The following is a 15120-nucleotide window of genomic DNA, read 5'->3' on the forward strand; positions in this document are numbered from 1 at the left end:
AATTAAGCACATTCAACTTATATATTAAACACTTCTTTTATCAGCTCAAATATCTTAAATTTAACAACTACCTTGTTTTCATCTTTAGAGTTCTCTTTATTTTCCTTGTTTTTATCAGTATCATTTTTTTTTACAGTATTATCTACAGACTTATATTCTTCATCTGTAAACACAGCTTTCATTTCTTTTTCCGTTTCCTTTTGTGCTATGTTTCCTTTTGTAATATCTACAAAGCATAATGGCGGAAACATAATACACCACCAATTTTGACCCTTACCTTCCCCTATTATTATTCTATATGCTTCATAATTTCCCGCTGGCAAGGTTATACTTCCATAAGTTTTAACCGGGAAATTTTCATGCGATAAAGTTGTGTTTAATGTGTATTTATATCCATTTTCTTTTATTACTCTTTCTGATATCTTTCTTATTTCATTATCGTTTTCAGCTATTATCTTTCTTGATTCATCTAGACTCTTTGAATTCTTAAGTTTAGGTGTCATATATTTTAATACTTCATTTCTTACTTTTAACTTAAGATTTTGATCATAATTCAAATCACTATTTGCTATTACATGAAACCTTATAAGCTTGTCTGCAATTCGCTTTTGCATAAAGTTTGTCTTAAATTCAGAGCCATACGTATTTATGGTTATAAATGCTAAAAATATAGTAATAATAGCTATAAAAGTTTTTTTCATAATTTTTTCCCCCTAATTCCTCTAAACCTTTTCCCCTACTCTACTAGCTATTATTACCAATATTTTTTTTAATAATCACTTATTTATATTTTTTATTTTACTTGGCCTATTCTTCTTACATTAACTACACAGTTTACATTTACCTTAGCGCTTTTATATACCTCATCCCAATTATCCTTAACTTTATTCCATATAAACGGGTGAAATTTTTGAACATATTCTCTAAGATCCAATAAATCTGATTCGTATTTACTTTGAAGTGCTTTTATAAGCCTTTCGTTTTCATCCTTTAATGATTTCCCCAAGTTATTTTCTAGTTCCTCAATAAACGCTCTAGAAAGCACTTCCTTTTCAACATAATATCCTTTAATTTCTCCTTCTATCTTTAAATTAACATCAAACTCCAATTTATCATCATTTTCTCTAACCTTCATTCTTCTCTCAATTCCTTCTATTTCAAAATCAATAGGATGACCTTCCCTATATACCACTCTCTTTCCTCTTTTAAGCTTTCCCTGCAAAATCTGAATATCCTCAGTCATATCTACTGATAATGTATCTACCATCTTATAATTCTTTACTATACCCGTTCCTGCAAGCTTAAGTTCATTTTTTTCTCTATCTAAAGCTATACATGGAACAGTAACATTTCCAGATGTAATTAAGTCATTCATAAATTCATCTAAAGTTATTGGTATTACCCCAATTTTCCTATCGCTGCCTTTTATAAGCCCTCCCAAGTAGTTATCTAAACTTTTCTCCATCTCAGGTTTATATTTCAAAAAATCCTCTACCTTCCCAAGGGTCATAATAACTAGCATAGTCCTATTTAATGATGGTTGCCTTTGGAGATAATCTACAACTTCTTTTGCCACATCAGGATGTGCAAAGAACTCACTTCCAAGTAAAATCATTTCTGTGTGCGCAAAGCTTATACTTCTGCTACTTTTTTCTATAGCTTTAGATATAGCATCCTCCATGGAATAAGATTGTGTAGTTATTGTCTTTGTTTCTGCTACTCCTCCCTGTTGTGGTCCCAACTGACTTATATCAGGAAAATTGTAGGATACACTTAGCTTTTTAATGTCAACTTCTGCAAATGGATCCTCAGGCTTTATTTCTTTAAGTTCATCTATCTTTCCTATATCCGTCCCTATATCTATTCCTATGGTAGAAATAAAATATCTTCTATCTATTTCGACTTTATCCCAACAACCATTAAGCAATATACTCATACTTAATAAAAGTGTTAACAAAATCTTATTGCGGCTTCTCATTTATATCTCCCCTCCTTTTTCTAGGTTTTAAAATAAGCAGTGCAAGAGGAATCAGTACTATATTTATAAGAAATAATATAGGACTCATAAATGAAGATATTTCAGAAACATCTTGAACATTTTTAGGATATAAAGCAAAAAGATATGTTAAAGGTATAATTATTGCCGCCCCTAGCTTTATGTCCTCTAAATTAAATATTCTCTTTGTCATATCCGCGGCAAAATAATACTGATTTACAAAGGTAGTTATGTAAAAAATGATCCATATACTCATGAATACACCTTCCCATCTTTCTATAAACGAGCCTGGTATATTTATATTTCCTATCATACTTACAACTGGCCATAATAGAATTGAAACTTGTTTTTCCCCAAATGTAGCTACTGTAAGGACAAAGGTAATTAAATAAAATACTGTTATAAATATAATTCCTCTTTTTATAGCCTTCTTTGTATTTACTTGCTCTTTTACCAAAGGAAGAATTAAGAATAGTATTGACAGTCCACCATATCTAATTATCGATGTATTTAAACCAGTTATATATTTGATTGGCTTAGCATCGAATACAGGTAATAGATTCGTAAAATCTACATTGTATAAACACACCATAAACACTACTCCAATTGGTATAAACATAAGCCAAAATGAAATTTCATTAAATTTCACTAAGTTATCCACCTCTGCTCTAATTAAATAACTTCCAACTAGTATAGTTACTAAAAATACAAACTCTATTGGAGTCCTTTCTAATAAGTATAGTTTTATTTCCTCTCCAAATACTCTGAGGCCAAATGCAGAAAATACAACACTATATATTACAAAACTTAGTCCTACTATTTTACCTAGTATTTTACCAAAGGTCCCCTCGATTATTTCCTCAAAATGTCTATACGAGTTGTTTTTCATTACTTTATATATTAAATAACATACGAACCATACTATAAATCCGCTGATGATTATAGGTATCCATCCATCATTTCCAACCATTTCTGAAAGTTCTCTTGGATACGAAAACACATTAACTCCTAATAAAGTAACTGCAATTGTAGAGAACAGCCCATATCCTGTTGTAAATTTTTTATTATCCATATCACTTTCTCACCCCTTTTTACTTTTGCCTTATTTTATCCTTAGTATTTAAATACTTAGGTCTTTCCTTAAACGAATCCCAAGGTAATCTTACGTATACATCCTTAAAATCCTTTATATTAGGATTGACCAGTGGTGATAAGTACGATATTCCAAAACTTTTAAGCCTTATAAGATGAATCAATAGCAATACAAGTCCTAGTACTATTCCATATAAACCTATGAATGAAGCTGCAATAATCAATAGAAATCTTACAATTCGTATTGCCATAGCTACTTCATAATTAGGTGTTGTAAAGTTAGTTATAGTTGTTATTGATATAATTATTATCATTATGGGGCTTACTATTCCAGCACTTACTGCCGCCTGACCTATAATCAATCCCCCTACTATTCCTATTGTTGAACCAATAGGTTTTGGGAGCCTTACGGTAGATTCCGTAAGCAATGCTAAACTTACTTCCATAATAATGGTCTCTACAAATGCCGGAAAAGGCACACCTTCCCTAGAAGCTGCAATGAAGTATGCAAGTTTTGTAGGTGATATTGATACATGAAAAGAGGTTATAGCTACATATAAAGCTGGCAGTACAAGAGACATAAATACTGCAATTAATCTTATAATTCTAAACATACTTCCATATGCCCATCTCTGATAGTAATCGTCTGGAGATTGAAAAAACACTGGTAAGGTTGCAGGTACTATCAATGCAAAAGGGGAATTATCCACTAGTATAGCTACTCTTCCTTCATATAATGCACTTGCTACCACATCTGGTCTTTCTGTGCTTTCAACCTGGGGAAATATCGACCACTTACTATCTTCTATTAACTGTTCCACATATCCACTGTCTAATATAGAATCTATACTTATTTTTTCTATTCTTTTTATAGTTTCATCCACTATTTCTTTATCTGCTATATCTTCCATATACATAATTGCTGTATCAGTTTTAGATCTACTTCCTAAACTTTTAGGTATAACTTTAAGGCGAGTATCTCTTATTCTTCTTCTTACGAGAGCTGTGTTAAATCTTATAGTTTCAGTAAATCCATCCCTACCACCTCTAACAACAGTTTCTCCAGATGGCTCCGATACACCCCTAGCTGGCCAAAAGCGTGTTGCTATAACGTAACAAGCTGTAAAGTTATTAATAAATAACATAGTGTCTCCAGACATCATAGAATTTACAGCTTTACTTAAGTCTTTTTCCTCCCTCATATCAGATACAGTCAGAAATCTTTTCTCAATATCCTCAACTTTTATGGATGTTTTCTCCAACATCAAACTCTCAAGCACAAAATTGTTTATAAGAATTTTATCCGCCATACCATCTATATATATTAATGTGGCTTTGTTTTCTCCTATGTAAAATTCTCTATATACTATGTCAGATACATCTTTAAGCAAGCCCTTTATGTAATCTATATTTTCATCTAAATTGGAGTAAATTTCATTTCTTATTTCCTCTTTCATAATCCGCCCCTCCTTTATAGCAATATCATTCTAGTTATATAGAGTACTGCAGCAACTATAGTACTGATAAAAGATATTGATTTACATTGTCTTGCTGCCCTACACATATTTTCTCTTTTAAAGTAGTTATAATCTAACATGTATAATACAAAACTTTGTATTAAAATAAGTATAAAAAAATATCCATCGAATAGCTCCAATAAGTCTAATAATATATTCATAGTTAACCTCACTTAAATAAATAATTTGCTTTACTTATTTTCTCTAATCATTATCTTATTTATACATAAAAAGACTTAGGACATACTTAATATAGTCCTAAGTCTTTTTTATATCTAAGGTATAATTGTTTTAGTCAAAAATACTTGATTATAACTTTTCATAGCTTCGCTATAACAATTTTCTGCTTTATGTAAATCGTCAAAAATGCCATATACCGTAGGTCCACTTCCACTCATCAAAGTTCCAAGGGACCCATTTGATTTAATCATTTCTTTTATATCTCCTATTATAGGATTTTGTTCTATGGTTACTTGCTCTAATACATTATTCAACCCCCTTCCTATTTTAGTTAAGTTACCTTCATCAATCCCTTTAAGGATTTTATCTATTGGTGGATGAACATAACTTTTGCTATCTATTTTATTAAACACTTCTTTTGTTGAAACTCCAAAGCTTGGTTTAACCAGTACTAAAATACAATCCCTTAAAGGTTTTAAAGGCTTTATTATTTCTCCCACGCCTTCACACTTAGCAGTTCCTCCAACTATGCAAAATGGAACATCTGCACCTATTTCCTTTCCTAGACTTATCATTTCTTTCTGAGATAAGTTTTTATTGAATATTACATTAAGCATCTTAATTACTGCAGCTCCATCAGTACTTCCCCCTGCAAGCCCCGCCTCCACAGGTATATTCTTTTTTATTTTAATTTTAACTCCACTATTTATATTATAAGTTCTTATAAATAGTTCTGCTGCTCTGTAGGCAATATTGCCCTTATCTATAGGTAAATTAGCATTCTCACAGATTAATTCTATTCCATCATCACTCTTCTCAACATCAACTTCATCCCATAGATCTACAGTTTGCATAATCATTTCTAAATCATGATATCCATCAACTCTTTTACCTATAACATCTAAAAACAAGTTTATTTTTGCATAAGCCTTTAATTTCATAATTCCTCAATCCCTTTGTATAAATTTTTATTAATTTATTATAATATACTGATTAAAAGAAAGCTATAAAATAAAGCAGCATCCCTTTATAAAATGCTGCTTTATTTTATAGCTTATACGCACGTTAACGCTTCTTTAATATTTATATCCTTATTCATATTAATTTCATTTTTTACAATATCTAATAAAGGTTCATACTTTTCAAAGAATACTATAATCAAATCTCCCTTTCTAGAGTTTCTAATTGCTTCTAATAGTGCATCTTTTTCATTTAATATTATACTTACATTCTTAGTATTAAAATCAGTTTGTCTTACACCTTGTTCTAAAAGTTCTGCTACTTCTCCTACTTTTCTTCCTCTTCTATCTTCATCTTCTTTTATATAAATATAATCAAAATTTTCTCCAGATATCTTTCCTAAGCTTAATATATTTTCATCTTTTCTATCTCCTGGAACTCCTATTATCCCTATAAGTCTCTTACATCTTAGTTTTTTTGCTCCTTCTAGCACGGCCTTATATCCTTCTATATTATGCCCGTAATCTAATATTACAGTTATATCATTTATCTTATACATATTAAATCTTCCTGGATTATGTTCCTCATCGGGATAAAAATTTTTCATGCCCCTTCTTATAAGCTTAAGATCTATATTCAAACCTATAAGTGCTGCACAAGCAGCCATAGCATTTTCTATATTGTACTCCAATTTCCCATCTACTGTAATTTTTATATCTTTCACTTTGATTATAGGAGTCATTCCTTCATTATTTTCTAAACAAATGTAGCCATTTTCTATATAGATTGACTTTCCTCCATTTTTTATATGTTGCAGTACATTTGTATTATGCTTATCCTTAGAAAACAATATTATACTACTTTTTATTCTACTTCTTATGCTCATACTCATTTTATCATCTGCATTTAATACCACATATCCATTATCTTTAACAGCTTCTCCTATGAGGGATTTTACAAATGCCAATTCTTCGATAGAGTTTATTCCATCCAACCCTAAATGATCTGATGCTATATTAGTTATTACCCCAACATCTGCCAAGTCATATGCTAGACCTTTTCTAATTATCCCCCCTCTTGCCGTCTCAAGAACTGCCGCGTCTACATCCTTATTAAGAAGTATCGTCATCGCACTATTGTATCCAGTTGTATCTCCCTTACTAATACATTTATTGTTTACGTATATTCCTCCTGTGGTAGTCATTCCAGTTCTATGCCCTGCTAAGGATAAGACATAAGATATTAATCTTGTTGTTGTAGTCTTTCCATTAGTCCCTGTAACTGATACAACAGGAATTTGACTTTCCACATTTTTAAACAACATATCCATTATTGCTCCTGATACATTTCTTTGCTGTCCTTCATATGGAATTTCATGCATCCTTATTCCTGGTGCAGCATTTATTTCTATAATTACACCATCTATAGGTTTACTTATATCTGTACAGCACACATCTATACCACATATATCTAAACCCACTGCCTTTGCCGCCCTAACACATATATCTATATTTTCATCACATATAGAATCAGTGTAATCTACTGCTACTCCCCCTGTTGATAAATTAGCATTTTCTCTTAGCCATATCTTCTGCCCCTCTTCAGGGATTGATTCTAAATAATATGAGTCTTTTGATATATAGTTTTTTAGCTCATCATTTATCTTTATTTTAGTTAAAGGTTTTTCATGTCCTTCTCCTCTTCTTGGATCTTTGTTTAATTCCTCAATAAGTTGTTTTATAGTACTTTTTCCATCTCCAGTTACACATGGTGGTATTCTTTCTGATACCGCTACTACCTTGCCATCTATCACACAAACTCTATAGTCCCTTCCCTCAACATATTTTTCTATAATTATTTCCTTGTATTCTTTAATTATGGTCTTATATGCTTTTATTAATTCCTGTTCATCTCTTAGATTTACCAAAACTCCCTTGCCTTGATTCCCAAATCTAGGCTTTAACACTACTGGAAACCCTATTCTGTCTGCAAGCATAAGCATTTGAATAGGACTCTTTACCTCTTCCCCATCTGCTACTGGAATACATTGTCTTTGCAAAATATTTTTTGTAAGTAGCTTGTCACATGCAATATCCACTGGAATACATCCAGTATTACTGCTTACAGTAGCTTCTATTAACTTGGAAGTGCTACCGTAACCTAACTGAAATACACTACCCTCATTCAATCTAATTGCAGGAATACCCCTTTTTTTAGCTTCTTCTAAAATAGCAAGTGTACTGGGCCCTAATTCTTCAGATTTTAGAGTATTCTTTAACTTACTAAAAGCTTCATCTATATTAATATCTTCATCTTTTATAAGTGAATTTATCAATGATACTGCAAGTTTACCTGTATCTATACCTGTCTTTTTATATTTATATTCATAAATTATGTAATAGCGATCCCCATTTACTTCTCTTGCTTTTCCATATTTAACTTCTATCCCCAATCTATTTTGAATGGCAAGTATCATATGTTCACAAATATGTGCTAGATATGTACCTTCATTTAATCTTTTTACGAATCCACCTTCTTCATCTATACCACATCTATGTTCTCTTAATTCAGGCAAAATCTGTAGTAAACTACTATTAAAATTTTTTATTTTATTGCTTGGAATATCACTATATCCTTCTAAATCTAATTCTAATTTTATACAAGGTCTATGACTATAGATATTTCTACCCTCATACCAAGCTATCTCTATTACTTTCATTTTCTAAGGTGTCCTCCTATTTAAATCATATTTATCATCTTTTTTTAGTATGTGCATTTTAATATTACATATAGATAATATTTCATCTGGATTTTGCTCAGAAACATTGGTTTTAGTAATTTCACTCCCATCAATTACATATACAGCTCCAGAACCTATTACACTAAATTGAGCTTCTCTATTAACTATAATGGCAGTATCTTCATCAATACCAATTCCTATACTTTCAGGATTTTCTGATATTCCTACTAACAATCTTCCAATTCTTCCCCTTTGAGCAAAATGCTGATCTATTATTACACCTTTTATTAGACCCAATCCAGGAGCCATTTTTAAAGTACATTTTCTTGGCGATTCCTCTTCGGGACCTGTCACAATCATAGTATCACTCATAACAGAAGCCCCTGCAGAGGTTCCTACAAACATACAGCCTTCCTCGTACCTCTTTTTCATCATTCTATACAAAGGAGTCCCTCCAATTAAACTCGTTATCCTTAATTGATCTCCACCTGTAAAAAATACTATCGAGGCTCTTGAAATTAAATTTACATGGTAATCATCATAAGCATCTTTTCTTTCCTTAACATTCAATATCGTTATATTCCTTACACCTAAGCCAGAAAATATGTATTTATATTGATCTCCTAATTCTTCTGGTACTCCTGATGCCACTGTTGCTACAAGCAATTCATCCTTATCCTTATCAATATGAGAACAAACTTCTTTTAATATATTCTTATCGCCTTCTTTATCCTCTGCTCCTCCTATTATTATTAAATTGCTTTTTATTCTTTCCTCCAAAACTCAACACCTCTTTCCGCAGGTATTTTTTATTTTTCCCAATTTAAATCCACTTATTCATATAAAATAAAAAAACACAACATACTCTTGTACAAATACAGAACATGTTGTGTTTTAAATAATTTATTATCAGAATACTAGTCTTCCAGGTATCAATAGTTTTTCACCTGGCTTTACCATATCTGGTGAATCAATACCATTCATTTTCATTAAATCATCCATAGTTGTAAAATACTTTTTAGCTATTTTCCATAAAGTATCTTCCTTTTGAACAATATATATTGTAATACTGCACTTTTTCTTTGTCACTTCATCTTCTACAGATTCAAGTTCTACTAAAAATTCTTTATTAACTGGTGCATTTACTCTTATATTCAATTCTATTAGCGCCTTTATAGCTATATTCCCAGCTTCTATAGAAGCTTCTAAATTTTCTAAAAGTGCCTTTGCTATAGCCTGCATATCCAGCTTACAGCCCGAAATGTCTACTGTAGCACTAAACGGAAGCTCTTCTCTTATGTTTTCAACAGACTTATTTTCATCATCTACCTTGTACATTACTTCTGCTCTAACTACACCTTCTACTGCTACTTGTTCCTCCATTACTTTCTTATCAGTAATACATACATTTCCACTAGCCATAATTACTTCTACAGGTTTTGCAGATTCTTTATCTATTTCAATATCTGCCTTAACTACTGTTTCTGTATTAACATTTCCAACCATGTCATTAAGTTCATAACTTTCTTTTTTCATGTTTAATATTGCATCTGGCGAATATATATCTTCTAGAACATCCATCTGTTCTTTATTGAGAACCTTGGTAGATGTTTTAACATTAACCTTTGCTTCAACCACCCTATTTTCAGCAACTTCATCTTCCTTCACTTCAATTTCTACTGGTTCTATATTAAATTCAGTAAACCCTTCCATAAGTGGATTGATTCCATCAAATTCAAATTCGTTATTTAAAACCACTTCTTTTTCTAAGCAAGCTATATCTGTCGTATCCTTACCCCTATATAAAATATACAAAACAGCATTAGCTTCTACATTTATCTTATTCTCCATAATATTTATATTTTTCTTTTTTAGATTTATATTAGTTTTCAATACATTTCCTATTTGTGGCTTATCTGCAGGAACAGTTAAGTTTATATCTGCTTCTAAATTACCCTTTATAGTTCCTACAATCTTATCTATTTTAGAAGTATTTTTTAGCATTTGAACATTTTTATCTCCATCAACATCCTTAACTATTTGAAAGTTATTATTTTTATATACTTCAGCTTTTAATTTTACTATGCCTTCTACCATTACCTTTCTTTCATTTAGTATGTTGCATCCCATGTGTTCAACGTAACACTCAACATCACAATCCATTCTATGTTCTGCACCCTTTAACTCTATTTGATTAGAGAATTTATTGTTGTAGGTCACATTGTGTATGCCAATCTTTTCATCTTCACGAGCCTTATAAATTACATTATGCTTCACTTCACCTTCTACCAAAACCTTATCCTGCTGCACTTCTTTATTAGTTATAACAGGTTTTGATTCTACAGTCAGTATTTCTACCACATCTGGATGAGTATCAGGTATAACATACTCTCCTTTAACTATTGTATCCGCCATATTTTCCCCTAGGAGCTGTTCGCATTCTATATTTTCTCTTATCAACTCTATAGACATAATCATATTCCCCCCTATTATAAACCTACTATCTATATATATAGTATAATTATAATAAATATGATAATTTTTAATTATTTAGTTTTTTACACAAACTAGCTTTTACCGAACATCAATATACATATTTCGTCATTTTTTTATGTTTTACATCTATTTTTTTTGAAAACCTCTTAATAATTGTTGACATATATCTTATTTTGGCGTATTATAAAATTAGTTGTTGACCATATAACCTCTCATAAATTCTCAATACCCTTTTATACCATAGTCGAAAGATGGAAAAGCCATCTTTCTTTTTTTATATGTAGATAAAAACAAAGCAGCGATATAATCGCTGCTCTTTTATTATGTGTTTTATTATGCATAAACCAATTGAACTGTCTTTGTCAATACATCTGAATAACTGTAAGTCACTGTCCTCTGGGCGTCACTGTCTAACCTTACTACAAAGATGCTAGGGTAAGTTTTTTCAATAGTGCCTTTGTTAACAAAAGTCCTTCTTCTGCCTCCGTTAGCCTTTAGTGTTACGCTTTCCCCCACATGGTTTTCTATATCTTTTTTTATAGAAGCCAATACATTTCCTCTTTCCACACTAAACACCCTCTTTCTACATAATATATTATATAGCATATATTTATTTTTGTCAATAAACTTATAATTTTATCTTGATTTTTACACTTTGTCAATATTAACTTTTTGTAAATTATGCTATTTTTAAAACGTATACATATATTATTCCTTTTTCACTTAATCCTCATATAGTATTCCCTCTATAGTTTGCCATTATTCATAAAAATGTAATAAAGACATGCATGAGAAATCTTTGCATATCTTTATTACACTTGATAAAACTTCTTTATGTTTAATTATTTTAAATACTGTGATTTTGGAAATCCCTCTCTGTATTTTCCTCTTGTTTGAAGCCCACCTATCCCCTTTACTCCTGTAATAGTGTTTTCTAATGCTTCAGGTATAGATACTACTTTTTCTATATTTGTATATGCTATTTTTTCACATAGAAATACAGGATCAAGGCAATGTATTAAAACTCGATTAGGTGAACTTGCAAAATTAGCACCTGCGTCTAAAAGAGCTTCATAATTAGACTGACACGCTCCTGCAAAGATAACTAAATTATCATACCCTGGTTCATAATTTCTAAGCTCAGATACAGTTTCAACATAATACTTAGAGTTTCTATAGTTATTTATGTCTATATAATCTCTTGTTCCCTTAGTTACTGCATCATGGCCTGTTATAACTACAATATCAGGCTTTACTGTCTTTACTAGCTGAAGCACCTGTGCAGGTTGATCCTTTTCTGCAATCACTCTTCCAATGACATCTAATCCTAATTGTTTATACACCTTTAAACATACATCTAGGTACTCTGAATCTCCATCAACATGAAGTATTTTCCCTGGCCTCCCAAAAGACAGTTCATTACTATTACCTTTTATTACTTTAAACTCTCTTCTATAAAGATCTTTTCCTGTTCTACCTAAAAGAATTTTTTTTATTGATGAATTTACCTTTCTGCTGAAAACTTGTTCCTGCTTTGTATCTTCTTCAGCGACTACTTCCAAATCCTCTTCTACTGAATCCGCTATTATTCTAAGATTTATTCCTTTAAGTGTATATATTTCTCCATCTTCTGTTTCTTTTATATTTATTATCTTAAATGTAATATCTTTTCCATAGGACTTTCTTACTACTATATCTCCTATTTTCAATAAAAACATCTCCATATACCCTTAATTTCATTATATATAATATGTACTTTCCCTTAGTTAAGTGCAAAATTATTGGCATGTACTACTTTTTATAAGTAATACATGCCTTAATTACTATTCCTCCTGATTATAGTACTTTTTAAATTCATCAATAAAATTAATATATAAATCCTGTTCAGCTATTAATTCCTCCATTTTATTATTAAAGGTATTCGTTGGCCAATTAACTTCATTGTAATAATATCTATTACAAAGTCTCCAAAATCTTTGTGGGAATAATAAAAAGGCGAATAATACCTTATACTCATCTGTGGACAATGGGCTTATCTCATTATAAGCACTTATAATTAAATGTGCATATTCTATATTCCACTCAACTCTTTTAAGAACCTTTATTATAAAGGAAGAAATATCATATGCTCTTACTTCTCTCTTACAGTAATCGAAATCTATGACATTTACATCATTATTATTATCTATTATTATATTATGATAAGTATAATCATGATGACAAAATGCCTTTTCTTCTTCTGCCATTCTGCAAATCTCCATGTAATTAGATGAATTTAATACCTTCATTGCTCTTTTTCCTAAGTCTTTATAAAACTGTATTGTCTTTAGATAATTCATTTCAAAGTTATTTTTATTACTTCTTTTGCGAGTCATGTCCCTCATTTTTTCAAAAGATCTGACCCTTTTCTCCATAAGGTGAGGCCATCTTCCCAAATCACTTTTAAGTTTGCTGTTTTCTGGAGGTTCATATCCTTTAGAAACAATATGCATATATGCAAGCTTTTGAGCTGCTATATAGAGGTCTTCCTTATTTCTAAAATCTGCTTCTCGTCCATCAATCCATTCAGATAATGTGTATATGTCCTCATTTACTAGAGCATATGGATTTCCATCTACATTAAGACAATATCTATCTACTTCCCTAAATCCCTTGTTTATAAGATGCTCCTTTGCTCCATATACAAATAATAATTTTTGCACTCCATAATTTATTTTCTTTAGACATTTGATACCTTTATTTGTTTTTACTAAATAAACTCCTCTATTTGGTTTAAGGCTTTCAATTTTAATGTCGAATTGCCTTTCTATTTCAAATTCTCTCATCATAGTAATCACCTCCTTATAATTTATATGAAATAAACATACTATTTAGAAGCTAAATTAATGTATAAATTGTATAATATCCATCATATGATTTTTATATAAGAACTTTTATTAACACTTTCAATCCATGTCTAATATAATGAAATATAACCACTATAAGGAAGGTTAGTTCGTATGAAGATAGGTATAGATGGAAGAGCTTCTCAATGGTATAGAGGAACTGGCATAGGTACTTACACATATCAACTTATAAACTATGTAAATAAAGTTGATTCCCTAAATAATTACATGATCTTTATGCCTGAAAACTCTAAATACAATATTAATTTTAACTCTAATTTTTCCATAAAAAACATTACAGAAAACTGCAAAAACAATTTCTGGGATGAGGTTAACATCCCAAATATACTAAAGTCTAATGAAGTAGATCTTTATCATGTTCCTCAAAACGGCATCGGAAGCCCTGAGGAAAAAAAGTGTCCCCTAGTGATAACACTTCATGATGTTATACCTTATAGGATGCCTGAAACTACTAGTGAAGGTTATCTAAAATTATTTCAAGAGAAACTACCTGAAATAGTATCAATGTGTGATGGAATAATAACAGTATCTAATTTTTCAAAGGAAGACATTATAAAAACATTTAATTTTCCAAGAGAAAAAATATTTGTTACTTATTTAGCTAGTGAAGATATTTATAGACCTATAGATAAACTTGTTAGTAAACAAGTAGTAAAAAACTTTTATGGAATAGATAATGACTTTATTTTATATGTAGGGGGCTTTAGTCCTCGTAAAAATATAATAGGTCTTATTGAATCATTTAGTAAAGTTATAGCTCACTATAAAAGAGATATAAAGCTTGTCATTGCAGGCAAGAAAGGTAAGTCTTATGAAATATATAAAAAGCGCTGCGAACAACTTCATATAGAAGATAAGGTACTCTTTCCTGGATTTATTTCCATAGATCATATGCCTTATTTTTATAATGCAGCAAAACTCTTTGTATATCCATCCTTTTATGAAGGTTTTGGCCTTCCTCCTTTGGAAGCTATGGCATGCGGTGTACCAGTTGTGGCTTCAAACCTTACCTCTATACCTGAGGTGGTTAAGGACGCTGCACTACTTATAGACCCTAACAATATAGATGACCTATTTCATTCCATTTCTAAGGGGCTAATGGACGATAGTCTCCGTGAAAAACTTATTTTGAAGGGACTCGTACGTTCCTCTGAACTTACCTGGGACTCTACTGCACGCAATACTATGATTGCATATAGTAAAATACTTAATAGTTAAAAAGCTGTGTGTCTA

Annotated in this window: 13 protein-coding genes; 1 reads left to right on the forward strand and 12 read right to left on the reverse strand. The window is 30.9% G+C overall.

The genetic code is table 11. The features are described from left to right. Nucleotides 1-17 precede the first annotated feature (17 nt). The 12 genes from spoIIR to JOC70_RS10290 all read right to left on the reverse strand — a co-directional run bounded on the left by spoIIR (nt 18) and on the right by JOC70_RS10290 (nt 13809). On the reverse strand, nt 18-701 hold the full coding sequence (gene spoIIR, locus JOC70_RS10235) for a stage II sporulation protein R (RefSeq protein WP_204598790.1): 684 nt from the start codon (nt 699-701) through the stop codon (nt 18-20). 92 nt (nt 702-793) lie between these two features. Then, entirely contained in the window at nt 794-1978 is a 1185-nt protein-coding gene (locus JOC70_RS10240; protein ID WP_204598791.1) for a Ger(x)C family spore germination protein, read from the reverse strand. Further along, the gene (locus JOC70_RS10245) at nt 1962-3068 is read right to left on the reverse strand and encodes a GerAB/ArcD/ProY family transporter (protein ID WP_204598792.1); all 1107 of its coding nucleotides are present in this window, start codon (nt 3066-3068) and stop codon (nt 1962-1964) included. Before JOC70_RS10245 ends, JOC70_RS10240 begins: the two co-directional genes overlap by 17 nt. Nucleotides 3069-3087: 19 nt before the next feature. Further along, nucleotides 3088-4545: a spore germination protein gene (locus JOC70_RS10250; RefSeq protein WP_204598793.1), complete on the reverse strand. Its 1458-nt coding sequence runs from the start codon at nt 4543-4545 to the stop codon at nt 3088-3090. Nucleotides 4546-4559: 14 nt separating this feature from the next. Beyond that, entirely contained in the window at nt 4560-4766 is a 207-nt protein-coding gene (locus tag JOC70_RS10255) for a CLC_0170 family protein (protein ID WP_204598794.1), read from the reverse strand. A 114-nt stretch (nt 4767-4880) separates the two neighbouring features. Beyond that, a complete protein-coding gene (gene ispE / locus JOC70_RS10260) occupies nt 4881-5726 on the reverse strand; it encodes a 4-(cytidine 5'-diphospho)-2-C-methyl-D-erythritol kinase (protein WP_204598795.1) in 846 nt (281 codons plus the stop codon). 113 nt (nt 5727-5839) lie between these two features. Then, the gene (gene cphA, locus JOC70_RS10265; protein WP_204598796.1) at nt 5840-8464 is read right to left on the reverse strand and encodes a cyanophycin synthetase; all 2625 of its coding nucleotides are present in this window, start codon (nt 8462-8464) and stop codon (nt 5840-5842) included. Between the two features lie 3 nt (nt 8465-8467). Beyond that, nucleotides 8468-9265: a cyanophycinase gene (locus tag JOC70_RS10270; protein WP_204598797.1), complete on the reverse strand. Its 798-nt coding sequence runs from the start codon at nt 9263-9265 to the stop codon at nt 8468-8470. A gap of 129 nt (nt 9266-9394) precedes the next feature. Then, nucleotides 9395-10957, reverse strand: a complete 1563-nt coding sequence (locus tag JOC70_RS10275; RefSeq protein WP_204598798.1) for a DUF3794 and LysM peptidoglycan-binding domain-containing protein — start codon at nt 10955-10957, stop codon at nt 9395-9397. 357 nt (nt 10958-11314) lie between these two features. Beyond that, nucleotides 11315-11548, reverse strand: a complete 234-nt coding sequence (locus tag JOC70_RS10280) for a Veg family protein (RefSeq protein ID WP_035304675.1) — start codon at nt 11546-11548, stop codon at nt 11315-11317. 275 nt (nt 11549-11823) lie between these two features. Continuing rightward, entirely contained in the window at nt 11824-12690 is an 867-nt protein-coding gene (yabG, locus tag JOC70_RS10285; RefSeq protein ID WP_204598799.1) for a sporulation peptidase YabG, read from the reverse strand. A 114-nt stretch (nt 12691-12804) separates the two neighbouring features. Continuing rightward, a complete protein-coding gene (locus JOC70_RS10290; RefSeq protein ID WP_204598800.1) occupies nt 12805-13809 on the reverse strand; it encodes a CotS family spore coat protein in 1005 nt (334 codons plus the stop codon). 171 nt (nt 13810-13980) lie between these two features. On the opposite strand from JOC70_RS10290, the gene JOC70_RS10295 reads away from it, so the two are divergent. Further along, on the forward strand, nt 13981-15105 hold the full coding sequence (locus JOC70_RS10295) for a glycosyltransferase family 4 protein (protein WP_204598801.1): 1125 nt from the start codon (nt 13981-13983) through the stop codon (nt 15103-15105). The last annotated feature ends 15 nt before the right edge of the window (nt 15106-15120 follow it).

This window comes from Clostridium pascui (genome assembly GCF_016908015.1).
Taxonomy (GTDB): Bacteria; Bacillota; Clostridia; order Clostridiales; family Clostridiaceae; genus Clostridium_AK; species Clostridium_AK pascui.

Bases quoted from the DNA above. Each gene is read 5' to 3' on its own strand.
- JOC70_RS10250 (WP_204598793.1), bottom strand. From the start codon at position 4,545: ATGAAAGAGGAAATAAGAAATGAAATTTACTCCAATTTAGATGAAAAT.
- JOC70_RS10290 (WP_204598800.1), bottom strand. From the start codon at position 13,809: ATGATGAGAGAATTTGAAATAGAAAGGCAATTCGACATTAAAATTGAA.
- spoIIR (WP_204598790.1), bottom strand. From the start codon at position 701: ATGAAAAAAACTTTTATAGCTATTATTACTATATTTTTAGCATTTATA.
- ispE (WP_204598795.1), bottom strand. From the start codon at position 5,726: ATGAAATTAAAGGCTTATGCAAAAATAAACTTGTTTTTAGATGTTATA.
- JOC70_RS10275 (WP_204598798.1), bottom strand. From the start codon at position 10,957: ATGTCTATAGAGTTGATAAGAGAAAATATAGAATGCGAACAGCTCCTA.
- cphA (WP_204598796.1), bottom strand. From the start codon at position 8,464: ATGAAAGTAATAGAGATAGCTTGGTATGAGGGTAGAAATATCTATAGT.
- JOC70_RS10255 (WP_204598794.1), bottom strand. From the start codon at position 4,766: ATGAATATATTATTAGACTTATTGGAGCTATTCGATGGATATTTTTTT.
- JOC70_RS10245 (WP_204598792.1), bottom strand. From the start codon at position 3,068: ATGGATAATAAAAAATTTACAACAGGATATGGGCTGTTCTCTACAATT.
- JOC70_RS10240 (WP_204598791.1), bottom strand. From the start codon at position 1,978: ATGAGAAGCCGCAATAAGATTTTGTTAACACTTTTATTAAGTATGAGT.
- JOC70_RS10295 (WP_204598801.1), top strand. From the start codon at position 13,981: ATGAAGATAGGTATAGATGGAAGAGCTTCTCAATGGTATAGAGGAACT.